Origin of the sequence: Salinicola sp. MIT1003 (genome assembly GCF_001858555.1) — a bacterium.
In the GTDB taxonomy this organism is placed as follows: Bacteria; Pseudomonadota; Gammaproteobacteria; order Pseudomonadales; family Halomonadaceae; genus Salinicola; species Salinicola salarius.
The window spans coordinates 71,273-97,828 of record NZ_MCAP01000009.1 but is presented as its reverse complement, the minus strand read 5'-3'; the positions used below and the strand labels follow the sequence as shown (position 1 = coordinate 97,828).

At 62.0% G+C, this 26,556-nt stretch carries 20 protein-coding genes; 6 read left to right on the top strand and 14 right to left on the bottom strand.

Annotation, left to right across the window (positions count from 1 at the left end):
- Positions 1 to 73: 73 nt before the first annotated feature.
- The 4 genes from BC443_RS04680 to guaB all read right to left on the bottom strand — a co-directional run bounded on the left by BC443_RS04680 (position 74) and on the right by guaB (position 7,199).
- Positions 74 to 1,330 carry a class I SAM-dependent DNA methyltransferase gene (locus tag BC443_RS04680; RefSeq protein WP_247643225.1) on the bottom strand — a complete coding sequence of 419 codons (1,257 nt, stop codon included), beginning with the start codon at positions 1,328 to 1,330 and terminating at the stop codon, positions 74 to 76.
- Positions 1,331 to 1,375: 45 nt separating this feature from the next.
- Positions 1,376 to 3,781, bottom strand: a complete 2,406-nt coding sequence (locus BC443_RS04675; RefSeq protein WP_071230685.1) for a DEAD/DEAH box helicase family protein — start codon at positions 3,779 to 3,781, stop codon at positions 1,376 to 1,378.
- A gap of 128 nt (positions 3,782 to 3,909) precedes the next feature.
- The gene (guaA, locus tag BC443_RS04670; RefSeq protein ID WP_071230684.1) at positions 3,910 to 5,484 is read right to left on the bottom strand and encodes a glutamine-hydrolyzing GMP synthase; all 1,575 of its coding nucleotides are present in this window, start codon (positions 5,482 to 5,484) and stop codon (positions 3,910 to 3,912) included.
- Positions 5,485 to 5,729: 245 nt separating this feature from the next.
- A complete protein-coding gene (gene guaB, locus BC443_RS04665) occupies positions 5,730 to 7,199 on the bottom strand; it encodes an IMP dehydrogenase (RefSeq protein ID WP_071230683.1) in 1,470 nt (489 codons plus the stop codon).
- Between the two features lie 292 nt (positions 7,200 to 7,491).
- Between guaB and xseA the strand changes: the two genes are divergently transcribed.
- Positions 7,492 to 8,874: an exodeoxyribonuclease VII large subunit gene (gene xseA, locus BC443_RS04660; RefSeq protein WP_071230682.1), complete on the top strand. Its 1,383-nt coding sequence runs from the start codon at positions 7,492 to 7,494 to the stop codon at positions 8,872 to 8,874.
- 128 nt (positions 8,875 to 9,002) lie between these two features.
- Here xseA and glrR read toward each other — a convergent pair whose 3' ends face one another.
- The 6 genes from glrR to BC443_RS04630 all read right to left on the bottom strand — a co-directional run bounded on the left by glrR (position 9,003) and on the right by BC443_RS04630 (position 16,959).
- Positions 9,003 to 10,382, bottom strand: a complete 1,380-nt coding sequence (gene glrR / locus BC443_RS04655; RefSeq protein WP_071230692.1) for a two-component system response regulator GlrR — start codon at positions 10,380 to 10,382, stop codon at positions 9,003 to 9,005.
- Between the two features lie 232 nt (positions 10,383 to 10,614).
- A complete protein-coding gene (locus BC443_RS04650) occupies positions 10,615 to 11,151 on the bottom strand; it encodes a hypothetical protein (RefSeq protein ID WP_139284240.1) in 537 nt (178 codons plus the stop codon).
- Positions 11,136 to 12,692: a HAMP domain-containing sensor histidine kinase gene (locus tag BC443_RS04645; RefSeq protein ID WP_247643224.1), complete on the bottom strand. Its 1,557-nt coding sequence runs from the start codon at positions 12,690 to 12,692 to the stop codon at positions 11,136 to 11,138. Before BC443_RS04645 ends, BC443_RS04650 begins: the two co-directional genes overlap by 16 nt.
- 824 nt (positions 12,693 to 13,516) lie before the next feature.
- A complete protein-coding gene (argA, locus tag BC443_RS04640) occupies positions 13,517 to 14,827 on the bottom strand; it encodes an amino-acid N-acetyltransferase (protein ID WP_071230679.1) in 1,311 nt (436 codons plus the stop codon).
- A 127-nt stretch (positions 14,828 to 14,954) separates the two neighbouring features.
- Positions 14,955 to 16,223: an inorganic phosphate transporter gene (locus BC443_RS04635; protein ID WP_071230678.1), complete on the bottom strand. Its 1,269-nt coding sequence runs from the start codon at positions 16,221 to 16,223 to the stop codon at positions 14,955 to 14,957.
- Positions 16,224 to 16,278: 55 nt separating this feature from the next.
- Positions 16,279 to 16,959 (bottom strand): TIGR00153 family protein, encoded by a 681-nt coding sequence (locus tag BC443_RS04630; protein WP_071230677.1) that lies wholly within the window; start codon positions 16,957 to 16,959, stop codon positions 16,279 to 16,281.
- A gap of 188 nt (positions 16,960 to 17,147) precedes the next feature.
- On the opposite strand from BC443_RS04630, the gene BC443_RS04625 reads away from it, so the two are divergent.
- Positions 17,148 to 18,038, top strand: coding sequence for a CYTH domain-containing protein (locus tag BC443_RS04625; protein ID WP_071230676.1), 891 nt, complete (start codon positions 17,148 to 17,150; stop codon positions 18,036 to 18,038).
- Positions 18,039 to 18,291: 253 nt separating this feature from the next.
- Here the strand turns inward: BC443_RS04625 and BC443_RS04620 are convergent, their stop codons facing one another.
- Together BC443_RS04620 and BC443_RS04615 are read right to left on the bottom strand one after the other, a co-directional pair.
- Entirely contained in the window at positions 18,292 to 20,175 is a 1,884-nt protein-coding gene (locus tag BC443_RS04620; RefSeq protein WP_071230675.1) for a GGDEF domain-containing phosphodiesterase, read from the bottom strand.
- 41 nt (positions 20,176 to 20,216) lie between these two features.
- Positions 20,217 to 20,783, bottom strand: a complete 567-nt coding sequence (locus BC443_RS04615) for a heme NO-binding domain-containing protein (protein ID WP_071230674.1) — start codon at positions 20,781 to 20,783, stop codon at positions 20,217 to 20,219.
- A 317-nt stretch (positions 20,784 to 21,100) separates the two neighbouring features.
- On the opposite strand from BC443_RS04615, the gene BC443_RS04610 reads away from it, so the two are divergent.
- Both BC443_RS04610 and BC443_RS04605 read left to right on the top strand, forming a co-directional pair.
- Positions 21,101 to 21,988 (top strand): ion transporter, encoded by an 888-nt coding sequence (locus BC443_RS04610; RefSeq protein ID WP_071230673.1) that lies wholly within the window; start codon positions 21,101 to 21,103, stop codon positions 21,986 to 21,988.
- A gap of 131 nt (positions 21,989 to 22,119) precedes the next feature.
- Complete coding sequence (locus tag BC443_RS04605) at positions 22,120 to 23,814, top strand: methyl-accepting chemotaxis protein (protein WP_071230672.1); 1,695 nt, start codon at positions 22,120 to 22,122, stop codon at positions 23,812 to 23,814.
- Positions 23,815 to 23,826: 12 nt separating this feature from the next.
- Here the strand turns inward: BC443_RS04605 and BC443_RS04600 are convergent, their stop codons facing one another.
- Positions 23,827 to 24,447 carry an L-threonylcarbamoyladenylate synthase gene (locus BC443_RS04600; protein WP_071230671.1) on the bottom strand — a complete coding sequence of 207 codons (621 nt, stop codon included), beginning with the start codon at positions 24,445 to 24,447 and terminating at the stop codon, positions 23,827 to 23,829.
- A 117-nt stretch (positions 24,448 to 24,564) separates the two neighbouring features.
- Complete coding sequence (locus BC443_RS04595) at positions 24,565 to 25,488, bottom strand: PHP domain-containing protein (protein ID WP_071230670.1); 924 nt, start codon at positions 25,486 to 25,488, stop codon at positions 24,565 to 24,567.
- A gap of 110 nt (positions 25,489 to 25,598) precedes the next feature.
- Here BC443_RS04595 and BC443_RS04590 point away from each other — a divergent pair, with 110 nt between their 5' ends.
- Positions 25,599 to 26,150 carry a septation protein A gene (locus BC443_RS04590; protein WP_071230669.1) on the top strand — a complete coding sequence of 184 codons (552 nt, stop codon included), beginning with the start codon at positions 25,599 to 25,601 and terminating at the stop codon, positions 26,148 to 26,150.
- Positions 26,150 to 26,449, top strand: a complete 300-nt coding sequence (locus tag BC443_RS04585; protein WP_071230668.1) for a YciI family protein — start codon at positions 26,150 to 26,152, stop codon at positions 26,447 to 26,449. The genes BC443_RS04590 and BC443_RS04585 overlap by 1 nt, the downstream gene beginning before the upstream one ends.
- Positions 26,450 to 26,556 lie beyond the last annotated feature (107 nt).

Sequence of the window (26,556 nt, the reverse complement as noted above, 5' to 3'; positions counted from 1 at the left end):
GAGCTTGCCTTGTCATGGGTCACCTCGTCTCAGTGTACTGTCTTAACGGGGTGTCCACTGCTGATGGGCAAGATCAGGGCTTAGTCTTGCTGTAACTTTTGTAGCCCGACGGGTAAGGATGCGCGTAGTACCAGATGGTGTCGGTGTGGAAGTGCTCTTTACCGTCATCCACTGTGGCACCCTTGGTGAAGAACAGTAGATTGGTCTTGATGGTAGTATAAGGTGCGAACACACCTTTGGGCAGGCGCACGATAGTATGTAGCTTGCAGTCGCGGAGCAGTAGCCTCTTCAGCGTGGCCTTTGTGCCCTCGCCAAACAGAAAGCCATCGGGCAGTACCACGGCGGCGCGGCCGTTATCCTTCAGGAGCTTTTTAATGATGAGTGCCATGAACATGTCGGCCGTCTCACGAGTACGCAGGTCAGCTGGGTAATCGCTACCGACGCCGTCATCTTCGTAGCCGCCAAAGGGGGGATTGGTGATGACGCAATCAACCTTGCTGTGGGCGCTCCACTCGTTCCAACCGATTCCTAGCGTGTTCTTGTGCTCAATCTGGCTAGGCACATCAATACCGTGTAGCAGCATGTTCGTGGTACACAGTAGGTGCGGGAGCTGTTTCTTCTCGATTCCGCGAATGAGCTCTTCAATGGCGCGCTGGTCTTCGGCACTAGAGCTAACTGTTATTTGGTTACGCAGGTGGTCAATGGCGGCGGTCAAGAAGCCACCCGTGCCGCAGGCCGGGTCCATTACTGCCTCCCGCTTGGCAAGGCTAGGATTGACGCGATCGATCATGAACTGGGTAATAGCGCGCGGAGTGTAAAACTCACCGGCGTTGCCCGCACCGCGCAGGTCATTGAGTAATTGCTCGTAGACGTCACCCAAGTTAGCACGGGTCTTGAAATCGTGGAAGTTAATGACTTCTTCCAGCTTCTCGATCACGGCTAGTAACTGGGTGCCAGACTTCATGTAATTGTTAGCATCCTCAAAAACACTGCGAATGACCTTATGCTGAGGGCCAGCGTTGGCGTCCAGATCCTTGAGATTAGGGAACAGTTCATTGTTGACGAAGCTGTTCACCTCGCTGGCAGCAATCTGTGGTTTTTTCTTACCATCAGGCCCGGCCACGTAGGCAGCCCAGTTGCGCCAACGCATGCGCTCAGGCAATGGAGACCGGTATTTCGGGTTGTCGTCTTCCCACTCTTCTTCTCGCTGGTCGAAAACCTTAAGGAAGAGCATCCAGGTTAGCTGGCCTAGACGCTGGGCATCGCCATCGACACCGTCATCCTTGCGCATGATGTCTTGGATGGATTTGATAGTACTGCTGAGATTCATCGCACTGCTCTCTTTCCGCGAAGCCTAAATGGGTCAGGCTTGCCTCTATCCGTGGTCGTCGTATAGCGCCTTTTCAAGCACCTGCACGGCTTGTGTATATTGCTCGATGCTGCCGAATATGCCGCGCCGGATTTGTGTCTTACTGCCAAGCTGATCGAACGGAGGCAGTTCCAATACTTTGGCGTCTTCGATATCTTGCACGCCGTGGTCGGCGAACTTGTCAAGTAGAGCTGCGAGCACGGCCCGGGCCTGCTCACCATACTGGCCAAACACATCGCGTTTTTTCACATTGTTGGCCCGCTCGCGACGGGTGAGTGGCTTCTGGTCAAAGGCGACGTGGGCGACCAGATCGAAGGCGTCCAGCTCGTAGCCATCGGGTACGGCTTGTTGCAAAATGTGCAGAGGTACACCGTGCCCTGCCAGCTCTTCCAGCACGACTTGCTTGCGCTCTGCACTGTTCCAGCGGCGCAAGAATTCGGTGAGACTGGTGAACTCGGCCTGCAGCGCCTTCTTGATGTCATCCTTGAGCAGGGCGCGGTAGTCTTCGGTAATAAGCTTGCCATCCGCATCAAGGTATTGGGAGCGTTCGACAGCGACGCTCACATCCACGTCATCGATAACGTATTTGCGGCGGCCTTCGCTAACACCACTCCCGCCGATGTCACCACCTGGCGAGCTATCATCGCCATCTATGGGCTCAGGCTCGTCGGCCCCGGATTGTGTAGAGGTTTCAGGCGGCACCACGGGTTCGTCGGGTTTGGGTTCGTAGATCACTACAGGTTCGCCATCAAAATCGGGGTCGGCGAACAGGCGTGTGGCACCTTTAAAATCCATGATGGTGAAGTAGAGCTTTTGGTAGTCTTCGCGTAGCCGGGTACCGCGACCAATGATCTGCTTGAACTCGGTCATTGAGTTGATGCTCTGGTCCAGCACAATGAGCTTGCAAGTCTTGGCATCCACCCCAGTTGTGAGCAGCTTGGAAGTAGTAGCAATAACGGGATAAGGCTCGTCGTTGTCGATAAAGTATGAGAGCTGGGCCTTGCCCTCGTTGTCGTCTCCGGTGATGCGCATCACGTAACGGCGGTTACTGGCAGCTGCCGGGATGATCTTTACCAGTTCCTGCCGCATGCGTTCTGCATGATCCTGATCGTCACAGAAGACGATAGTTTTAGCCATCGGGTCGATAGTACTCAGGTATTCCCAAACCTTGCTGGCGACCAAGCGAGTGCGTTTTTCCAGTACCAGATTACGATCGAAATCCTTCGTATTGTACTGCCGTTGTTCGACAGCCTGACCAAGTTTGTCGATCTTACCTTGGTCAGGGGTATACCCCACAGCATCGACGTCAGAGGCAATGCGAATGACCTTATATGGCGCAAGGAACCCGTCTTCGATGCCTTGCTTGAGTGAATAGGTGTAGATTGGCTCACCAAAGTAAGTGATGTTGCTCACCTCCTTGGTTTCCTTCGGTGTTGCAGTCAGGCCTAGGTGAGTGGCACTGCTGAAGTAACCGATCACGTCACGCCAAGCGGAGTCATCCGCCGCGCTGCCGCGATGGCATTCGTCGATCACAACCAAGTCGAAAAAATCGGCAGGGAACTGACGGTAGATTTGCTTCCACTCTTTCCGCCCCGTCACGGCCTGATAAAGCGCCAAATAGATTTCGTAATTCTTTTTGACTTCGCGATTAGTGACTTTGTGCATCACCTCACCGAAAGGAGCAAAGTCCTGCTGCATGGTCTGGTCTACGAGGATATTGCGGTCAGCAAGAAATAGAATACGCTTCTTAGTTTTACTTTTCCAAAGACGCCAAATGATCTGAAACGCCGTATAGGTTTTACCCGTACCGGTAGCCATAACCAACAGCACCCTCTGCTGACCCTTGGCGATCGCCTCGATAGCGCGATTAATGGCAACGCGCTGGTAGTAACGAGGCCTTTTGCCGCTACCATCAACGTAAAACGGCTGCTCAATCAGTTTGACGGCGGACGGCTCGACAAGACCTTTCCACTGCTCATAAAGCTTCCAAAGGTCGCTAGGGGCAGGAAATTCGGAGAGCGAAAGTTCACGCTCAACAGGCTGCGATAAGCCAGTGCGGTCATGAAGCATGAAGCCATCACCATTACTGCTAACGGCAAACGGTGCGTCTAGCATCTCAGCATAGGCCAAGGCTTGCTGCATACCATGACCGATGGAGAACCTTGCCTGCTTCGCTTCAATAACTGCTATTGGAATGTTAGGCCTGGCATAGAGTACAAAGTCAGCGCGCTTGGGGCCACCCTTGGCTTCAGGATTCTTTACTCGTATTGCCAGCTTGCCGCGCACAAGAACACGGCCTTCAGTAAGACGCACTTCTTCGCGAAATTGTTGATGACTCCAACCAGCCTGCTGAATAGCGGGGGTAACGAACTTGGTGCAGATGTCTCGTTCGCTCAGCTTATTCTTATCCATCACGTGCCCCACAGGCCAGAGTGTGTATAGAAGCTCAACAACAAACTATGTGCCGAATTTCGGTACTAACTAGTAACAAGAACCCGCTCGGTAGCGGGTTCTTGGTTAAAACAATACTTTTTAAATACTCACTCCCACTCAATCGTCGCCGGCGGCTTGCTGCTCACGTCGTAGGTCACCCGCGATACGCCGCTGATCTCGTTGATTATGCGGTTGGAGACCTTTTCCAGCAGCTCATACGGCAGGTGAGCCCAGCGGGCGGTCATGAAGTCGATGGTTTCGACAGCGCGCAGGGCGATAACCCACTCGTAGCGGCGGCCGTCGCCGACGACGCCGACGGACTTGACCGGCAGGAACACGGCAAACGCCTGGCTGGTCTTGTGGTACCAGTCGAAGTTGTGCAGCTCTTCGATGAAGATGGCGTCGGCTTCACGCAGGATGTCGGCGTACTCCTTTTTCACTTCGCCGAGGATGCGCACGCCGAGGCCCGGCCCGGGGAACGGGTGGCGGTAGACCATGTCGTACGGCAGGCCGAGCTCGAGGCCGAGCTTGCGCACTTCGTCCTTGAACAGTTCGCGCAGCGGTTCGACCAGCTTGAGCTTCATGGTCTCGGGCAGGCCGCCGACGTTGTGGTGCGACTTGATCACGTGGGCCTTGCCGGTCTTGCTGGCGGCGGATTCGATCACGTCCGGGTAGATAGTGCCTTGGGCGAGGAATTCGACACCGTCGATCTTGGCGGCTTCGCGGTCGAACACGTCGATGAAGGTGTTGCCGATGATCTTGCGCTTGGCCTCGGGGTCGTTCTCGCCGCCCAGCTTGGTGAGGAATTCGTCTTCCGCGTCGACGCGGATCACCTTGACGCCCATGTGGCTGGCGAAGGTGTCCATCACCTGGTCGCCTTCGTCCTTGCGCAGCAGGCCGTTGTCGACGAACACGCAGGTGAGCTGATCGCCGATCGCCTTGTGCAGCAGTGCGGCGACGACGGAGGAATCCACCCCGCCGGAAAGGCCGAGCAGCACGTGGCGGTCGCCGACCTGGTCGCGCACGCGCTCGGTCAGGTCTTCGATGATCTGCGCCGGGGTCCAGAGTTTTTCCGCCTTGCAGATATCCAGCACGAAGCGTTCGAGAATGCGCTGGCCCTGCAGGGTGTGGGTCACTTCCGGATGGAACTGCACGCCGTAGAAGCGCTTTTCCGGCCAGGTCATGGCGGCGATCGGGCAGCTCGGCGTGGAGGCGGTAACGGTGAATTCCGCAGGCGCCCGGGCGACCTTGTCCCCGTGGCTCATCCACACGTCCAGCAGCGCCCCGCCGTCGTGGCCGACATGATCCATGATCCCGCCGAGCAGGTCGTCTTCCGCCGCGACGCTGATCTGGGCGTAACCGAACTCGCGCTTGTTGGAGCCTTCGGTGGCGCCGCCGAGCTGCTCGGCCATGGTCTGCATGCCGTAGCAGATACCGAAGACCGGCAGGCCCATCTCGAACACGCATGCCGGCGCCCGCGGCGAACCCAGCTCGGAGACCGATTCCGGCCCGCCGGAGAGGATGATGCCGTTGGGATTGTATTCGCGGATCTCTTCTTCGGTGATATCGAAGGCGCGGATCTCGGAGAACACGCCGATCTCGCGCACGCGGCGGGCGATCAGCTGCGTGTACTGGGAGCCGAAGTCGAGGATCAGGATCTTGTGCGAATGGATGTCGGTCATCGGATGAGCCCTGGAAGTGAACCTAAAACAAGCAACGGCGCTGTTAGGCGCCGCTGATGAAGCCGGAAATGGCTAGAAACTGATTCGATGGTCGAGCCCATGCAAGACGAACTCGACCATGAGAAGAAACCTTTCGAGCGATGCTCAGGGGAGGCGAACGGCGGCGAGATAGCGAAGTTTACGTGGTTGTAAATGAGCATATCGAGCCGCCGTTCAACAAAGCCTGAGCGAGCGCAGAAGGTTTCTTAAGCTCCGCGATAATTAGGAGCTTCTTTCGTGATCTGCACATCGTGTACATGCGACTCGGTAATGCCGGCGCCGGTGATCTTGACGAACTCCGGCAGCGTGCGCATCTCGTCGATGTTGTGGCAGCCGGTGTAGCCCATGGAGGCGCGCAGGCCGCCCATCATCTGGTGGACGATGGCGCTCATCTGGCCCTTGTAGGGCACGCGGCCTTCGATGCCTTCCGGCACCAGCTTCTCGACGCCTTCGTCCTTGCTCTGGAAGTAGCGATCCGAGGAGCCCTGAGTCTGGGACATCGCGCCCATGGAGCCCATGCCGCGATAGGCCTTGTAGGTCCGGCCCTGGAACAGTTCGACTTCGCCCGGCGCTTCCTCGGTGCCGGCGAGCATGCTGCCGAGCATCACGGTGCTGGCGCCGGCGACGATCGCCTTGGCGATATCGCCGGAATAGCGCACGCCGCCATCGGCGATCAGCGGGATGCCGAATGGCTTGAGCGCTTCGGCGACGTTGGCGACGGCGGTGATCTGCAAAACGCCGACGCCGGTGACGACGCGGGTGGTGCAGATGGAGCCGGGGCCGATGCCGACCTTGACCGCGTCGGCGCCGGCTTCGGCCAGCGCCACGGCAGCTTCGCCGGTGGCGATGTTGCCGCCGATCACCTGCAGGTCCGGGTAGTGCTCCTTCACCCAGCGCACGCGCTCGATGACGCCCTTGGAATGGCCGTGGGCGGTATCGACGACCAGTACGTCGACGCCGGCTTCGACCAGTGCGGCGATGCGGTCCGGGGTTTCCGGGCCGGTGCCGACGGCGGCGCCGACCAGCAGGCGGCCATCGGCATCCTTGGCGGCGTTCGGGTAGGTGCGGGCCTTTTCGATGTCACGCACGGTGACGAGGCCGCGCAGGTGGAAGTCCTTGTCGACGACCAGGATCTTCTCGATGCGGTTTTCCTGCAGCTTGGACTTGATCACGTCCAGCGGGGTGCCTTCGAGCACGGTGACCAGCTTGTCGCGCGGGGTCATGATCGCTTCGACGCTGTCGCTGTGATCCGGCTGGAAGCGCATGTCACGCCCGGTGACGATGCCGACCAGGGTCTCGCCCTCGACCACCGGGAAGCCGGAATAGCCGTACTCGGAGGCCATCTCCAGCAGGTCCTGCAGCTTGGCGTTGGGACCGACGGTGACCGGGTCCTTGACGATGACGCTCTCGTGCTTCTTGACCTTGCGGACCTCGGCGGCCTGCTGGTTGATCGACATGCTCTTGTGAATGATGCCGATGCCGCCTTCCTGGGCCATGGCAATCGCCAGACGCGCTTCGGTCACGGTATCCATGGCCGAAGAGAGCAGCGGAATGTTCAGGGTCAGGTTGCGGGTCAGGCGGGATTTGAGGTCGACGTCTCTGGGCAGGACATCCGAGTAGCGGGGTACGAGTAATACGTCATCGAACGTAAGAGCTTCTTGCGCTATACGTAGCATGGTCGGAAACCCAATTTGGCAGGTGGTGGGGAGCCTGTGACAGCCTGCGGCACCGCGATGGTCCTTGAAGGTGAATGCCCTGGGACAAGCCCGTGGGGACCGTTCTTGCAGTGTGGACTCGGCAATGAACCGGGAGCCGCGAAAAGTTAATCGCGCATTATAGTCGCTTGGCCGACGCTGCTCAATGGCAGTCGCGGGTCGCGTCGTGTCGTCGAGTCGGGGCGATGCCGGGCGGCTTCGTGTTAGTCTGGCCGCCATTCGTCATTCACACGTTCTCTTTCCGGATCACGCCATGTCCGCGTTCACGACAACGCCATCGCCGCAGGCGATCTCCGTCAGCGACCTCAACCGCCAGGCCCGCCAGATGCTGGAGCGCGGCTTCGGCGACTGCTGGGTCGAGGGGGAAATTTCCGGGCTGGCGCGGCCCGCTTCCGGCCACATCTACTTCACGCTGAAGGATGCCAAGGCGCAGCTCAGGTGCGCGTTCTTCCGCAACCGGGCGAGCCTTTCCCGCACGCCGCTGAAGGATGGCGACCGGATCAAGGTCCGCGGGCGGGTGTCGATCTTCGAGCCGCGGGGCGATTACCAGTTAATCGTCGATGCCGTGCAGCCCAGCGGCGAAGGCGAGCTGATGGCGGCCTACGAGCGACTGAAGCGGCAGTTGACCGCCGAAGGCGTGTTCGCCAATGCCCGGCCGCTGCCCTACCCGCCCCGGCATCTGGCACTGATCACCTCCCCTACCGGCGCGGCGATTCGCGATGTGCTGGCGGTGCTGCGGGCGCGCTGGCCGATGGTCCGCGTCAGCGTATTTCCGTCGCCGGTGCAGGGCCGGGAGGCGCCGCCGGCGCTGATCCGGGCGCTGGCCCTGATTAATCGTCAGGTGAGAACCAATCGTCAGGCGCGGCGGGAAGACGCAAGCGACCCGTTCGACGCGATCCTGATCACCCGTGGCGGCGGCAGCCTGGAAGACCTGTGGGCGTTCAACGACGAGCATCTGGCGCGGGCGATCTTCCATTCGAAGTTGCCGGTGATGGCCGCCATCGGCCACGAGGTCGACGTGACGCTGGCCGAGTTCGCCGCCGACGTGCGCGCGCCGACGCCCTCCGCCGCCGCCGAGCGGCTGGTGCCGGATCGCCGCGATCTCGAGGCGACGCTGAATCAGCAGCGGAGAAGGCTTCATCAGGCCTGGCGCGGGCGCTTCAACGCCGAGTCCCAGCGGCTCGATCATCTGCGCGCGCGGCTGCGCCATCCCGGCGAACGCCTCGCTCAGCAGCGTCAGCATCTGGCGGGGCTGGATCGCCGGCTGCAACTGGCGATGCGCCAGCGCCTGCAACGCGATCACCAGCGGCTGGAGGCGGTCACTCGGCGCTTCACGCTGCATGACCCGAGCCGGACGCTGCGCCAGGCTCGCGAACGGGTCGAACAGCTCCGGCAGCGGCTGGAAGCCGGTCAGCGGCGGAAACTGCAGCAGGAGCGCCAGAACCTGCAGGGAATCGCCCGCGAGCTCAATGCGGTCAGCCCGCTGGCCGTCCTGGGCCGGGGCTATTCGATCCTGCAGGACGACCGCGGCCAAGTCGTCCGCGCCGCCAGCCAGACCCAGCCCGGCCAGACGCTGACGGCCCGTCTCGGCGAAGGCCGCCTGAAGCTGGAAGTGAAGCGGCGGCTGAAGCGCTGATACATCGAGAAGACAGAGCGGTTGCCGCTCGGTAATCGACGACAGGCCATTGGCAAAAAGCCACCGCCGGCAATTCATTCATCGCCGGCGGTGGCTTTCGACTTTCCTGCACTCGATTGCGAGCGGCGTCAGCCAGCCGGATCCGGCATCGCGCTCGGCTTGAAAGAGCCGGGATCGAGATCGTGACGCGCGAGCAGCTTGTAGAAGTCGGTGCGGTTGCGTCCGGCGATGCGCGCTGCCTGGGTGACGTTGCCTTCGGTGATCTTGAGCACTTTGATCAGGTAGCTGCGTTCGAACCCGGCGCGCGCCTCGCTGAACGAGGGCAGCGCGTTCTCCTCGGCGGCCAGCGCCTGCGACACCAGCGCTTCCGGAATCATCGGCGTGCTGGTCAGGGCGACGCACTGCTCGACCACGTTGACGAGCTGGCGCACGTTGCCGGGCCAGCCGCTGGAGGCGAGCAGGTTGAGCGCTTCCGGCGAGAAGCCTTTGACGAACGGTTTATGCCGCGCCGACACCTGGGAAACCATGTGCTTGGCCAGCAGCGGGATATCCTCGGCCCGCTCGCGCAGCGGCGGCAGCTTGAGATTGACCACGTTGAGGCGGTAGTAGAGATCCTCGCGGAAGTCGCCTTCGTGCATGGCGCGGTCGAGATCGCGGTGGGTGGCGGAGATGATCCGCACGTCGATCGGAAACGACTTGGTGCTGCCCAGCGGGCGAACCTGGCGCTCCTGCAATACGCGCAGCAGCTTGACCTGCAGCGGTAGCGGCATGTCGCCGATCTCGTCGAGGAACAGGGTGCCGCCGTCGGCAGCCAGGAACAGCCCTTCATGCTGGCTGACCGCGCCGGTGAAGGCGCCGCGGGCGTGACCGAACAGCTCGCTTTCCAGCAATTGCTCGGGCAGTGCGCCGCAGTTGATCGCCACGAACGGCTTGTCGGCACGCGAGCTGGCCTGATGCATGGCGTTGGCGAGAAGCTCCTTGCCTGTACCACTGGGGCCAGTCACCAGCACGCTGACATCGGAGGCGGCGACCATGTAGGCCTGTTCGAGCACGCGCTCCATCTGCGGGCTGCGGGTAATGATCTTCGAACGCCACGCTTCGCCGCCCTCGCCTCGCGTGGTCGGAGTCTGCTTGAGCGCTTCGTCGATCGCTTCGAACAGTTCGTCGCGATCGACCGGCTTGGTCAGGAAGCTGAACACGCCCTGACGGGTGGCGCTGACGGCATCCGGTATCGAACCGTGGGCAGTGAGGATGATCACCGGAATACCCGGCACCCGCCGCTGCAGCTCGTGGAACAGGGTCAGCCCATCCATTTCGTCCATGCGCAGATCGGAAAGCACCAGATCCGGCGAGGTCTCTTCGATGTGGGTCAGCGCTTCGCGACCGCTCTCCGCCGTGGTCACCCGGAAGCCGCGGCTTTCCAGACGCATGCCCAGCAGCTTGAGCAGGCTGGTGTCGTCGTCGACCAGGAGAATGTGGGCGGTGTTGCTGCTCTTGCCCGGCTGCATGGCCGGGGTTCTCACCGGTCGGGTCTTGGGTGTTTCGATATTCAATGACATGGGATGGGCACCTCCTGCCACCGCTTCACCCTATCGATGCCGATAAAGGCGTGTCACGCTCGATGTGACGCGGTCGTGCGACGCCGGTATCGCCTGGGTCGCACGGATGGCCTGGTTTTACGTGTGTGTTGATATTCGCGGGGATCTTGTCTTGAAGATCGGTCGCGAGCGTCCTCGGAGATCAATCGCGTGCGTTGATGGTCCGCTCGATGTCGGTCAATGCATCCAGCTTGTCCGACATCTCCTGGAGTTGTTGTTTTAGTTTCTCGTTTTCGTCTTTCAGTGCCTGCGTGTCGTCGCGCCGGCCGCCCTGGCTCGCACCCCGCTGCGCATAGAGCTGTCGCCGCGCTTCCAGACCGTTCAGCCATTGCCGAAGCAGCGGCTGCAATCGGGAAGGCGCGGCGTCGATGGAGGCTTTGTAGAGATCGGAGGCTTCCCGCCATTCACCGGGGCCATCCCAGGAGAGCACCACGGCGCGCACGGCCTTCTGGTCCATGCGGCCCTGGCCGACCCTGGCCAGGGTCTCTTCGCGCCAGTCGTCATCCCCGCGCTGCGCTTGCAGGCCGAACTCGACCCAGGTATCGACCAGGCATACGTTATCGGCGTAGGTCGGGATCTCGCCGCAACCGTAGGGCACGGGCTCACTGGTAAGGGACTGACAGCCTGCCAGCGCCATCACGCCGAACAGGGCAAGCGTCGTTCTCATTTGACTGACCATGTTTCCTTCCTTGAATCACCGCCCGGCAGCGTCTCGTCCGGTGCGGCGTCATTTTCGTATTGCGTTCCATGCGTCGGGAAATCCGCCCACGGCAGGGTAAGACGGAAGCAGACCGGCAGCTCGGCATCGTCCACCAGCGCCAATTGGCCATCCTGCAACTTGGCGCAGTCCGCGGCGACCGAAAGCCCGATGCCCGATCCCTTCAACGGGCCCTTGCGTCTCACGCTGCCCTGGTAGAAGGCTTCGAACAGGTGCTCGCGATCGGCTTCGGCAATGGGCTCGCCGCTGTTGGCGACATCCAGTACCAACCAATCATGCTGGTTCGAGACACGAATCACCAATTGACCACCGTCGTCGCCATAGGCGATGGCATTCGAGATCAGATTGTCCAGCACGCGCGCCGTTCGCTCACGGTCCGCCTGCCATTTCAGCGGATGATGCGGGCTCTTGACGCGCATCCCCTTGTTGTCGAGCGCCAGCCGGTGCTTGGACAGCACTTCCTGGATCACCGTCGCGACATCGAACGAGGTGACTTTCATTCGGCGGCTGTTCTGCAACAGATTGTAGTCCAGCAACTGCTCGATCAACGTCTGCAGTTCCTGCCCGTTCTCGTCGATCAGCCTGACGACTTCACTCTGGCGCTCGTTGAGCTCGCCGGCCACACCGTCGGACAGCAGCGAGGTCCCTTCCCGGACGCTGGTCAGCGGTGTTTTCAGCTCATGCGACATGTGGCGCAGAAACTGCTGTTTCTGGGCTTCCAGCTCCGAAAGCCGCCCGGACAGCCAGGTCAGCCGGTCACCCAGTTGGACCAGCTCCGCCGGCCCCTGGATACGGATCGGCGTGTCGCTGCATTCGCCGCTGCCCAAACCGAAGATACGCCGTTCGAGCTGGCGGATGGGACGCGTGATCAACCAGGTGAAAAACAGCATCAGCATCAGGCTGGCGGAAACCAGCGCCGCGGTCTGCATCCACAGCCGCGCCTTGACCGCATCCGCCTGCTCGCGAATATTGGCGATGCGCGTGTCGATCAGATCGTTGGTGGCTTTCCTGACCGCATCGGACTCCGAGGCAAAACCGGAGAAGCGCTCCAGAAACGCGCTCATATCCTCCACCGAGGCCTGGGGCAGATAGCGCAACTGCTGGTAGCGCTCGGCCAGCGACTGAAAATCCGGGTTATTGCGCATCAACGACTCATGCTGTTGCAGCAGCTCGCCGAACTGTCGAACCTTCTGGTCGTAGATGTCGCGCAGCCCTTCTTCCTCGATGACTGCGTACTGGCGGGCGCTGCGCTCCATCTGCAGCGCCAGCGTACTCAACATGCGTGCCCGGCGCGTCTCTTCGACGGCTTCCCGGGCGCTCTGGTCGGCAAGCGTCGACAGCTGCGATAACGCCTGCCCGGCCTGAAACATCAGCACCGCTATCGGCAACATGACGACGACGAAGGCCAGCAACACGAGTTGCAGTAGCGAGCGAGGACGCCAGCGTCGGGAGAGCTTGGTGGTCATGAAAATCGCTCTATGCAGGATGCCCATCGGGGTCATGGATCGTTCCGCAAGAATAGCATTATTATCGATGTCTAATTTGGGCCACACTGGCGTGGGCTCGAAAAAACTGCACAAAAAAAGAAGGCCGGCAGAGCCGGCCCAAGGTACGCAGGGAACTGAAGGGTCGAGAACGACCTTGAAACACTGCCTGAATCAGTCATTCGAGATCGCTCCCCTGGCCTGAAGGGCCCGAGAGCCCCGTAGGCCCCGAAGCCGGTATTCGATTCGGCCATTCAGGGGCTATCGAATATCGTGGCGGCGAGCCGCTGCTTCGTGTCTGAACCGGTCGCCTGGCTTTCCGAAAGCGTGATTACGAAAAAAACGTTTCGAAAAACGCTGCGACCGGTCGCAATGGGTCCCCTCTTTCGAGGGGGAAGGCATCCTTGCCGGGGCATCCTTGCCCTAATGGTGCATCTCCTTGCCCGATGGGCCGCACCCGTCTCATCGCAACCTAAGTCACACATCGCGTGGAGCAGACGCTGTCGAATCTTGCCAGGCCCTGCACAGGGTAGTTGGGGGCCTGAAAAGATCCGCCGAGATGACTTCCGGAGAGATCATCTCGTCGCTCTCGATGAACAGTATTGCGACAGCCGTGCCAGTTTTATAAAAAACTATTTAAATCAATAGCTTAAATACGGCAAATTATTCGACAACGGATTGCCGGCCGTCTCTGCCCCGAAGAAACGCAAAAACGGGCTCAAAAACGTCTCCATAAGCAGACACCTTTTTGCCCTATTCAGAATATAAGAGAAAAATCAAAAAGTTAAAGCGTCTCCATTTGGATACGCCAAAGCGCAATCTACGCGGTCAGGGGTGTCGCTCTAGAGCGACTTCAGCAAGACCTTGGAGCGTCGGGCCTGGTTATAGGTCTCGCGCTTCAAAGCAGGGAGCGCTTCCGGCGTGGCCAGGGAGAAGCCGCGTTCGACGAACCAGTGCGTGGTATGCGTGGTCAGGGCGAACAGCTCAGTGAGCCCTTGTCGCCGGGCGCGACGCTCGATCTCGGCAAGCAGCGTCTCGCCCCGGGCACCACGCCGATAGTCGTCGTGCACGGCCAGACAGGCCAGTTCGCCCATTCTGGCGTCGGCGTAACTGTGCAACGCCGCGCAGCCGATCGCCATGCCGTCGCGGTCGATCACGATGTAATCCTCGATCTCGTGCTCCAGCCGCTCCCGGGTCCGGGCCACCAGCATGCCGCTGGCCTCGAGCGGCTTGAGCAGCGCGAGCAGGCCGCCGACATCGTCCAGCACCGCCTGCCGCAACTGCTCGTAGCGGTTCTGGGTGATCATGGTGCCGACCCCGTCGCGGGTGAACAGCTCGCCAAGCAGGGCGTCGTGATCGTGCCAGGAAAGCAGGTGGGTACGGCCGACACCGTGACGGGCCGCGCCGCAGGCCGCGCCCAGATGGCGGGCAAGCTCGCTGCCGGGTGTCGCCCGCTCGCGCAGGGTGTCGGCTTCGTCAGGTGTCAGCTGGCGCTGCAACTGGCCGCTGTCGTCGTGCAGCCCGGCCGATTCACCCAGCAGGATCAATTTATCCGCCTTGAGCGACACCGCGACATGCTGGGCGATCTCCGAGGCGTCGAGATCGAAGACTTCCCCAGTGCGGGAGTATCCCAGCGGCGGCAGGATCACCAGATTGCCGCCGGCGAGCAGGCTCTCGATCGCCTGGCTGCGCACGCGGCGGACTTCGCCGCTGTAATCGAAATCCACCCCGCCGCGCACGCCCAGCGGCTTCGCCGTCACCAGATTGCCGGAGACGGCGGTGAGTTCGACACCATGCAGCGGCGTATTGGGCAACCCCAGCGAGAGCTGGGCTTCGAGTTCGAGACGGTTTACCGCGGCAATGCGTTCGACGTGATCCATGACCTGGCGATCGGCGACCCAGCGCCCGCCGATGCGCACCGGCGTGATCCCGGCCGCTTCCAGCGCGGCGCCGACCTGCGGCCGGATGCCATAGACCAGCACGACCCGAACGCCGAGCGTATGCAGCAACGCCAGATCCTGCAGCAGCTGGCCACGTCGCGACGACGCCATCGCCTCGCCTTCGACCAGAATGACGAAGGTCTTGCCGCGGTGGGCGTTGATGTAAGGCGATGAATGACGAAACCAGTCGACGAAGGGAAAACGCGAGTCCAAGGATTAGACGCTCCGGCTGTGGGCTATGAGGCATGACCCGCGAGGGGTCTGCCTCGAACTATACCAGAGCGTCTTTGGGTCGGTAGACCAGCACCGGCGGCTACGGGTCGGTAGATGCGAATCGGCTTTAGCCGAACATGCCCTTGAACATGAAAAAGAAGGCGATCGACAGCAGCGCACCCGCCGGCAGCGTGATCAGCCAGGAGAGCACGATCGAGCCGAGCACGCGCAGGTTGAGTGCAGCCATGCCGCGCGCCAGGCCCACGCCGAGCACGGCACCGACCAGGGTGTGCGTGGTCGAGATCGGCAGGCCGGTGCCGGAGGCCAGCACCACGGTCGACGCGGCGGAGAGCGTCGCGGCGAAACCGCGGCTCGGGGTCAGCTCGGTGATGCCGGTGCCGACGGTGGCGATGACCTTGTGGCCGTAGGTCACCAGGCCGACCACGATCCCGCCGCCGCCGAGCACCAGCACCCACCAGGGCATGGCGGCAGCGCCGGAAACACCGCCGCCGTTCTCGACCACGCTGATCACCGCCGCCAGCGGACCGACCGCGTTGGCGACGTCGTTCGAGCCGTGGGCGAAGGCCATGGCGCAGGCGGTGAACATCATCAGCACGCCAAAGATGCGCTCCACGCTGGAGAAGTCGTAGTTGCTGCGGGCACGGCGGTCACCGCGGTTGATCCGGTTTTCCAGCAGCAGGCCGAACATCATGATGATCACGCCGAACGCCACCGCCAGCAGCAGGCTCTCGCCGAAGGTCAGCTGCAGGCCAACGTGGGACAACCCCTTGACCAGGGTCACCATCGAGACGATGAAACCGACCAGGAAAATATAGCCCGGCACATAGCGCTTGGCCGCCGCGAACGGATCGGGGTTGTCGAAGATCAGCACCTGCACCGAGCGGAACAGCATGAAGGAGAACACGCCAGCGATCAGCGGCGACGTTACCCAACTGAGCGCGATCGTTCCCACCGCGCCCCAGCTGACCGATTGCACGCCCAGCCCGGCCACCGCGAAACCGACGATGGCGCCGACGATCGAGTGCGTGGTGGAAACCGGCCACCCCTTCAACGAGGCGATCAGCAACCAGGAGCCGGCAGCAAGCAGCGAAGCCAGCATGCCGTAGACCAGCATCTGCGGGTCATTCTCGAGCAGGGCCGGGTCGATGATGCCTTTGCGGATCGTTTCGGTGACCTGCCCGCCGGCCAACCAGGCGCCGAGGAACTCGAAGATCACCGCAATGATGATCGCCTGCTTGATCGTGATCGCCTTGGAGCCGACCGAGGTTCCCATGGCGTTGGCGACGTCGTTCGCTCCAACCCCCCATGCCATGAAGAAACCGAAGACACAGGCAAGAATGATGAAGACATCACCGTATTGCGCAATGATGGACATAGGCTTTTATTCGCTTGAGTGGCGTGACGAAGGCATAGAATGACAAAGCCCGCGATCAGCGGGCCGTCAGTATCTGCAGGCGGCTGCCCACGCGCTCGGCGCGGTCGGACAGCTCGCCGATCCATTCGATGATTTTATAGAGAAAGATGACATCGACCGGCGGCAATTCCGCCTCGAGCTGGAACAGCTGGCGACGAATATCGATCTGCTGGTCATCGGCCTGGTGTTCGAGATCATGCAGCTCCTTGATCAGTTCCTGCATGACATCGGAGACATTGCGGCCAAAACCGGACTCGAGCAGATCCTCGAGCTCCTCGAGCGCCTTGCGCGCCTGGTCGACGGTGGCCACGGCGGTACGCAGATAGTCGCGCATCGGCTCCGCCAGCGGCTCGGGAATGATCATGTTCCGGCCCAGCATGATGCCGGTGATATCCCGGGCCTTGTTGGCGATCTTGTCCTGGACGCTGATCAGTTCCAGCAGATCGGAGCGCGAGACGGGCAGAAACATGGTATTGGGCAGATTGAGGCGCAGCTGCGTCTTGAGCTCATCCGCATCGTGTTCGAGACGGGTGATCGCTTCGCGGTGCTTGCGCGCTTCTTCCCAATCACCACCCAGCGCGGCATCGAAGAATGGCAACAACTGGCTGGCGCACTCGCTGGTCTTGACGATATGAGCCAGAAGCGGCTGGAACGGCGATCGTCCAAACAGCGCCGAGAACGGATTGGTACTCACCATAACGTGGCCTGGATGCGTTGGAAGTGGCGGCGTCAGTATAATGATTGCATCTGGATGCGTCATGAAAAATTCATGTTGATACCGACGTCCTGTCTTGTATTCGAGACAGCGTTCGTCTTTTGTCCAGGACGGTCTTTCAATTCAGGATGGCCGTTCCTTCAAGAACAGACAATCACTGCGGAGCATGCATGAGCGACGAGATCGAACTCAAACTGGCACTGTCGCCCGAGGGTCCTGCCCGCCTGATCGATCACCCCCTGTTGAGGAAGATGGCCTCGCGCACGGTCTCCCTGGGCAACCAGTATTACGACACCGCCGAGGCGATATTGCAGTCGCGCCGGGTCGCGCTGCGGGTCCGTCGCCAGGGAGCGCAACGTCTGCAGACTCTCAAGAGTGCCGCAGAGAGCCGCGGTGGGCTGTCGAGCCGGGGCGAATGGGAGTGGTCTATCGATGAGGCCGAGTGCAATGCCGTGGGCCTCGATGTGAACGGGCTGCGCGCCCTCGAGCACCCTGCCCTCGCCGATCTGGATCTGGCCACGCTGCGCCCGGTTTTCACCACGGATTTCGAGCGTCGGCTCTGGCGTTACCAGGCCGAGGGCAGCGATATCGAGATAGCGCTGGATCAGGGCACCATTCACGCCGGCGATGCCAGTTTGCCGATCTGCGAACTCGAGCTCGAACTCAAGCGCGGGCGCCCCGAGCAGCTCTGGGAGCTGGCGCAGGCTTTGTGCGAACCGTCGACTCCGGAGGCGACGCCGCTACCGGCGCGCCCGGCCAACCACAGCAAGGCCAGCCGTGCCGCCTGCCTGGGCAGCGGATGGCCCGAGCCGTCTTCGCCCCGGGAGGTCTCCGTGGATACGCTGATCGACGCGATCGACAACTGGCAGGACAGCCAGCATGCTGCCTGGCTCGCCAGCGCCGAAGCACAGTGCGAACGGCTCGTTCGCCAGTGGCGGGAAGTCGCTCGTCGACATGACGACCGCATTCCGGCGATCGAGCGGATTCACACCGCCCTGAACCAAGGGGTCGTACCCTGGGGCGGCCAGGACTGGCTGGCTCTCAGGCGTCAGGATCCCTAGGGTCTGTTGACGTTTCATGCACGGCCGCGCCGGAGCCAGTTTTTGTGCGGGGCAAGGCGTGAGGAGCGTAGTTTGGTCATTCCAAATGAACGACGAATAACGCAGCACCGTGCAAAAACTGGCCCGGCCCTTCGGGTTGCGCGGCAAATGGCGCCATGCGGCGTTGCGGGATTGGAAAAGGGAACCACCCTTCTCTGCATCCCGCGCCTGGCCTGGCGCCATTTGGCGCAGCAACGCGGTTCGCGCTGAAACGTCAACAGACCCTAGCGCTCTCGGCATCAACGTCAGGCCGACAAGGCTTGAGTGACGGGAAGTCATCGACCAGCCGATCCAGCGATAGCGGCCGGGCGTAGACATAGCCCTGAATGTCGGTGACACCCCATTCACACAGAAGCTTCAGGGTTTCGCACTCCTCGACGCCTTCCACGACGATGCCATAGTCGAGGCGCTGACAGAGCGCGATCACTGCCGACAGCACATGACGCTTGCGCGGCAAGGTGGTGACGTCCGTGACCAGCTCGCGATCGATCTTGACCGTATCCATCGGCATCGAGGTCAGCTGCGCCAGCGAAGAATAGCCGCTGCCAAAGTCGTCCAGCGCCACACGGATGCCGGCAGCCCGGATCCGGTCGAGAATGCGAAACGCCTTGACCGGATCGCTGAGCACCGAGGTCTCGGTGACTTCGATCTGGAGTCGATGACAGGGAATCCCGTGGTGGTCCAATGCCTCGAGCAGGGTGTCGAGAAGGCTCGGGTCCATCAGTTGGCGCGTCGAGAGATTGACGCTCAACAGAAAGCGGTCGCCGAAGCGCTGACGGATGGCATCGTCCTTGAGCATCGGCAATGCCTGCTTCATCAGCGCTTCCCATAGCGGGGAGATCAATCCGGAACGCTCGGCGACTTCGATGAAGCTGCCAGGCGCCACGATTTTCCCGCCGGGCGCCTGCAGGCGCATCAGCGCCTCGAAGCAGCGCACCTCGCCCTTCGAAACATCGATGATCGGCTGCACGAAGCAGCGAACCCCGCGAGTCGCCAGCGCCCCGCGAATCAACTGCTCGGCCTGGCTGTTCTGTCGCTCCCACTGCCGCAGCGATTCACTGTAATAGCGCCGCGAGCCGATATCCGACTGGCGTGCATTGGCCAGGGCCAGACGCGACCGATGGCGCCATTCGTCGACACTCACCGGCTCTGACGGGCTCAATACCGCCACTCCGCTGACATGCGACAGCCAGACCTGCTGCCCGTCTATCTCCACTGGTTGCGCAAGCAGCGCCTCCAGCGGCTCGAGGGCGTAATCGAGCCATTCGGCGTCATTGATCTCGAAAATCATCGCAAAGGTATGTTCCGGCAAGGCGATCAAAGCCACTTGCGGGGGCAACTGGCGGCGCATCTGCTGAACCAGACCCCGTAGCGCAGTGATGGCCTCCTCGACCGCCACGCCTTCGAACAGCGAGGCCACATTGAGCAGTTGGAACTTGACCAGCGCCAACGGTGACTGCGGTGACCGCGACAGGCGTTCTCGCAGCAGCAGGTCGAGATAATCGCCGTTGGGCAGCAGCGTCAGCGGATCAACGAGACGCTGTTCGGTGGTGTCGGTCTGGGTGCCGGCCATGCGAATCGCCACACCGCGATCATCGCGCTGGCATAACCCTCGGCACAGCATCGTGCGCCAGCCGCCGTAAGCGTCGCGAATGCGGTATTCCACATTGACCGACGAGGTCAACCCGTCCAGATGCTGGTACAGCGACCGCTGGACCTTGGCGCGGTCGTCGTCGTGAACCCGACGCAACCATTCATCGGGATGCTGCGGCCCTGCGGCATACGGCAACCCCAGCATGCTGGACCAGCGCTGCGACAACGTGATGTTGCCACTGGCGATATCCCACTCCCAGATACCATCGTTGGTGGCGGTCAGTACCAGGTTCAGCCGTTGCGTCCGCTCCTCGACGCGGGTTTCGAGCTCGTCGCGTGAGGCCTGAAGATCCCGGATCGTGCGTCGTACCGAATCGAGGACGAAGTTATTGAGCTGAGCCAGCTTCTGCACCGCGATTTCATCACTGTCGGTATGGACGTAAAACTCGAAATTGCCGTCCACGGCCTGACATAGCTGGTTGCTGATGGACTCGACTTCTGCCATCAGGTGCCGCTCGCACGCGTCCGAACCCCCAGGCCCTCTTCTCATGCCGCTGCCTCTTCCGCAAACGTCATTTCGAATCGACAGCAATCGTCACCGCGATGCCGGCAGCACGTCTCGACCAGCTCGCCGGTCTGACCATACTCCTCGAGCACCCGGGGGAAGATGGCACGGTAGAGCGAACAGAGCCCATTCGGCGAGCGGTACTCGATGACCAGCCACGAAGCGCTCTGTTCGACGACCCGAAACTTGTCATTCACCCGGCTACGCAGTTTGGGGTCACGCACACCGGCGCCGAGGGACGCATGGATGGCCGGCTGGCGCCCCAGGAGGGCTTGCGCCGATTCGGCCATCGAGAAGAACATGGGGTAGTGTCGGCGCGTCCACTGGATGAACAGATCGGCGTACAGCGCCATCAGCGCCTCATGATCGAGTTCGAGGTAATCGCCGGCCGCGGCGAAGAACGCCAGCGTATCGGCATCGTCGTAATCCGTGTCGATACGTCGTCCAGGCGACGGCACGCCTGCCCGCTCCGCGATCACCTGTACGGCCGTTTCGCCGTAGTTGGCCTCGACATGGTCAATGAGAACACGTTGAATCAACCCGATCATGAAAATACTACCCTCGCGTCAGTTTATGCCTGGGCATGGTTCCGATACATCGCATGTGGCTGGGACATGTAGCTGGGACATGTGGCTGGGACATGTGGCTGGGACAGGTGGCTGGGACAGGTGGCTGAAAATAGTACCGGTACAACGCAATGACTCGACGAACTTCAAATGCGCATGAGCTGACGGCCAATGACATCCAGCAATTCTAAGTAATCTTAGTATTATCGGTATCCACGCCGAGAACTGAAATGTGCCGTAAACGAATTGCCAGGCGCGCGCTACGGCGCCACTCAACACCAGGGACGGGAACTCAATCGATGCAATCGGGCGACTCATCGCTACGCAAGTGGCTATTCCAGATCATCTTCGAATCGGACACGCCACAGGCCAAGGCTTTCGACATTGCGCTGATCACCCTCATTCTGGTGAGCGTGGGGACCGTCTTCCTCGACAGCGTGCCGGGGCTGCATGAACGCTTCGGAGACATTTTCTATGTCATGGAATGGGGCTTCACGCTGATCTTCACGCTGGAGCTGGCGCTCAGGCTCTACTGTCTCGAACGGCCCTGGCGCTATCTGCGCAGTTTCTACGGCATTCTCGACGTGCTGGCGATTCTTCCGACCTGGCTCAGCCTGCTGATACCCGGCGCCCAATCGCTGCTGGTGGTGCGCGTCCTGCGCGTCCTGCGCGTGTTCCGCGTTCTCAGGCTCATGGAGTTCGTCGGCGAGGGCCGCATGCTGATGCAGGCGCTGCAGCGCAGCCAGCGCAAGATCCTGCTGTTTCTGACCACGGTGTTGTTGATCATCACGATCTTCGGCGCTCTGATCTACATGATCGAGCCGCCGGAGGCGGGCTTCACCAGCATGCCGCGTTCGATGTACTGGGCGATCGTCACGCTGACCACGGTGGGATACGGCGATATCGCCCCGGTGACACCACTGGGGCAGTTCATCTCCGCCTTCATGATGATCCTGGGCTACTCGATCATCGCCGTGCCGACCGGGGTCTTCTCGGCCGAAGTGATTCGCTCGATCCAGCGCGAGCGCTATTCCGAGGAAGCCTGCCCGGGCTGCGGCCGCGAAGGTCACGAGCGCGACGCCAGATATTGCCGCTTCTGCGGGACCTGGCTCAATGAAGAGACGCCGGACCCGAACGCGCGCAACGAGGACGAGACGCCGGCCAACGACGACCAACCGTCGCACTGACCCTGTCGCACTGCCCCTGTCGCACTGACCTTGGGCCAGAGAAACGTTACCGTTGTCATCATTCTGTGACATGACCGCGACAGACTCCTTCGAGCCCGCCTCGAGCGGTGTGTATTCATCGGGAGTCTGTCATGAAATCGTTTCGTTTCACGCTGCGGGGCGGCCTCATCGCCATGCTGCTGCTCTTCGCCCTGCTGACGTCGCTGATTGGCGGCGGCAGCTACCTGGCGATGAAGCAAGCCAGGGATGCCTTCGATTCCGTCCATGCGCTCAATGTCGTCCAGCTCGGCACCGCGCGCGAGATCTACGCGGCGCTGATGCAGACCCGCGTCCTGCTGGACAGCTACCAGACCGACTACAACCGCCTGCGCGTCAAGCCCGCCAAGAAGACCTGGGCACAGGCCGAAGCCACCTTCGACCACGCGAAACAGCGGCTTGCCGACCTTTCCCCGACGGGCAACCCCTCTTCGGAGCAGAGCCGAACGAATCGCGACCTGCAAAGCCGTTTCCAGGCACTGATCGAAGACGGCATACAGCCCGGTTTCGACTCGCTCAAGGCCTGGGACGTCTCGGCGTACCAGGCCAGCGTGCAGCGAGCCAGCGACCTGACCGCGGCGCTGGATGCCAGTCTCGCAACGCTGACCGCCGCCGCGAACGCCAACGCGGCGTCGGGCGCCGAGGCCATGGCACGCAACGTTCGTCACCTGCAGCTAGGGCTATCGGCGACCGCAGCGGTCACCGCGCTGCTGGTCCTGCTTGCTTTCTACCTGTTCCAGCGCCATCTGCTGCGCCCGCTTGGCGAAGTCAGACGGCACTGCGCCGATATCGCCCAGGGCAATCTCGGCACGCGCCTGTCGACCCGCGGCGTGCGCGAAATGGCACTGCTCAAATCCGGCGTGGATGCCATGCAGCTCGCGCTGCTGGATCTGGTCTCTCAGCTGCAGCAGGGAAGCCGGGCACTACGTGACGACGCGCTGGGATTGACCGACGCCAGCCACGCCCTCAACGATCAGAGCCGACAGCAGGCCCAGGCGCTGCAGCAGACCACGGCGAGCATGGAAGAGATCACCGCGACCGTCTCGCACACGGCAGAGCATGCCGATCAGGGGCGGGCCCTGTCGGCGGAAAACCAGCGCCGGATCGATTCCAGCGGAGAACAGGTCTCGACGGCGATCAGTGAAATGCAAGCTGCCCGGGCTCGCTCCGAGGCCTCGCTGGAAGTGATCGCCATGATCGACTCGCTGGCTTTCCAGACCAACCTGCTGGCGCTCAACGCATCGGTCGAGGCCGCCCGGGCCGGCACGCAGGGGCGCGGATTCGCGGTGGTCGCCGAAGAGGTTCGCCGCCTGTCGGCTCGCTCCGCCGAGGCCGCCGGAACGATTCGCGAGCAGATCGAAGGCACGCATCGCCAGGTACAGCAAGGCACCCGCGTATTGGTCGACGCCGGGGAAACGCTGACCACGGCCATGGGCTCCAGTCAGCAGCTCAGCGAGCTGCTGGACGGCATCACCCTCTCCTGCCAGCAACAGCGCGACGGCATTCGCCAGATCGACCAGGCCATCAACGCCATCGATGCCGCCACCCAGCGCAATGTCGCGCTGGCGGAGCGAACGCTCCACGCCACGCGGGATCTCGACGACCGCGCTCAGCGCCAGCAGGAACGCTGCGACGCGTTCAAGCTGATGGCACCGCCACCCGCTGCCGCAGCCGCGACACTCCTACCGGAACCGCTCTCCCCTGCCGCGCCCGCCGATACGGACTCGACCGTCGACTCGAGGTCGGTCGCCGATACGAGGCACAAGGCCCCTGAACCGTTACCGGCTTGATAGAGATTTCGCTTAACGGAAGGCTTCGGAATCGCCCCGCCCTTCGCGGACGATCACCGGCGGGATCTCGCGCAGGTCGACCACGGTGGTCGGTTCGAGCTGACAGGCGCCGCCGTCGATGATCAGCTCCAGATGCGCCCCAAAGCGCTCGCGGATCTCTTCCGCGTCGGTCATCGGCAAGGTCTCTCCCACCGGAATCAGCGTCACGCTCATCAGCGGCTCGCCGAGAGCATCGAGCAGGGCGTGGGTGATCTTGTGGTCCGGCACCCGGACACCGATCGAACGACGCTTGGGATGCAACAGCAGACGCGGCACTTCGCTGGTGGCGGTGAGAATAAAGGTGTAGGCGCCGGGCGTATGCGACTTGAGCAGGCGGAACACGCTGTTGTCGACCTTGGCGTAGGTGCCGATTTCCGACAGGTCGGAGCACACCAGGGTAAAGTTGTGGCGGTCGTCGAGCTGGCGCAGCCACTTGATCTTCTCGATCGCTTTCTTTTCGCCCAGCCGGCAACCCAGCGCATAGCCGGAGTCGGTGGGGTAGGCGATCACGCCGCCCTGGCGCAGGATCTCGATGGCCTGATCGATCAGGCGCTTCTGCGGATTCTGCGAATGAATCTGGAAGAATTGGGTCATTGCACGCTCTCCTGAAACCGCTTTGGAAACCCGCCACGACACGCATGACAGCGGTCGTCCGTAGGATGACCCTCGCTTTTCCGAGCGTCACCGCCTTTCAGCGTAACAGACGCCGCGTCATTCGCCGCAGGCAAAGCCTCGCAGGGACGGATGACACCACACCGGCTTGACGTGGGAACGCGGCGGCGGGCTGATCGTTCCCGGCGACAGCGCACCGCCGGGATAGTGGAAATCGCTGCCGATCGAGCCGTACAGGCCATGGAAGTCGAGCTGCCGGGCCAGATCGTGGGTCGTATCCGGATTCTGGTAGCCGCTGACCAGCTCCGCCGCCTCGCCGCCGGCCTCGATGAAGGCCGAGAACATCAGGTCCCGCTTGCGCCGGGTCATGCCGTAGCGCAGCGGATGCGCAACGACGGCGATGCCTTGGGCGTCGCGAATCCAGCCGACCACCGTCGCCAGCTCCGGCCAGTGCATCCTGACGTCGCCGCGCTTGCCGGCGCCAAGGTAGCGCTTGAACGCCGTCTTGATATCCGGCACCACACCGGCGGAGACCAGCGCTGCCGCGAAGTCCGGCCGCCCCAGCGGGCGCTCGCTTCCGGCTTCCCGCCGCGCCCTGGCGAGCCCGTCGTCCAGGCCGACCTTTTCCAGACGGTGGGCAATTTCTCGGGATCGCAGCTCGCGGGCGTGGGCCAGCGACGCCAGGCCGGCATCGAGGGCGCGGGAGGTGCCGTGGGGCAACAGCGCCACGATGTGAAGCGCGATGCCCCGCCACTGGCAGGAGAGCTCGGCGGCCGCCATCAGGTGGATGCCATGGTGACGGCATCGCTGTCGCGCTTCCTCGACGCCATCGAGCGTGTCGTGGTCGGTCAGCGCGACGTGCGTCATCCCGCGGGCATGGCACAGGTCCGCCAGTTCGGTGGGTGAAAGCTTGCCGTCGGAAGACGTGGAGTGCAGGTGCAGATCGACCCCGCGAACGCTTTCCAGCGTTTCTGGCAGCGTCAACGAACGAGTCTCGCGATCATCGGTGGGAAAAACGCTCATGGGCATGACGCCAGCCAGCGTCTTTGTCAGAATAGATCGACTATGGTGACGGGCGCGACGAGCCGGGTCAAACGTCTGCGCCGCCACCACCCGCCAGAGGCCTAGCCCGTATGAAACTGCTGTTCGACTTTCTGCCCATCGCGATCTTCTTCGCCGTGTACCACCTGAGCGGCGACATCATCATGGCAACGATGGTGCTGATTCCCGCTACCGTGGCGCAATTGGGCATCGTCTGGTGGCGTCAGCGCCGCATCGAGAAGATGCTGCTGATCACCTCGATCATCGTGATCGCCTCGGCCGGCGCCACCATCGCGTTTCGCAACCCGGCCTTCATTCAGTGGAAACCCACCGTCATCAATGCACTGTTCGGCGTCGCATTTCTGCTGTCTCCGCTGTTCGGCGGGCAGACGCTGACCCAGCGGATGATGGGCAAGGCGGTAGCGCTGCCCGCGGCCGTGTGGCGGCGGCTCAATCTGGCGTGGGTGCTGTTCTTCTTCGCCATGGCGGCGCTCAATGTCTATGTCTTCAGCTACTACGACGAGGCGACCTGGGTCGACTTCAAGCTTTTCGGCATGCTGGGACTGACGCTGCTGTTCGTGGTCGGGCAGGCCCTGTTCCTGGCCCGCCATCTTTCGCAATCACAATCGGAGGAAGGTTCCTGATGCTATACGCCATTATCAGTGACGATGTCGACGACAGCCTGGAAAAGCGGCTCTCGGTTCGCCCGGCGCACCTCGAGCGTCTGGAAGCGCTGAAGGACGAAGGCCGACTCGTGCTCGCCGGGCCTCATCCGGCCATCGACAGCGACAATCCGGGCAAGGCCGGCTTCAGCGGCAGCCTGATCGTGGCCGAGTTCGGATCGCTCGAAGCCGCGCAGCGCTGGGCCGACGCCGACCCGTACGTCGCGGCCGGCGTCTACTCACAAGTGCAAGTCAAGCCGTTCAAGCGGGTTCTGCCGTAAGTCGGACGCACCCGTCGCCCCGTTATCCACAACCGCTCGCGTCACGGTTTTGCACAATGGCTGTGGATAACACTGTTAAGATCCCGCGGACGTCTTTCCGTGCCGCC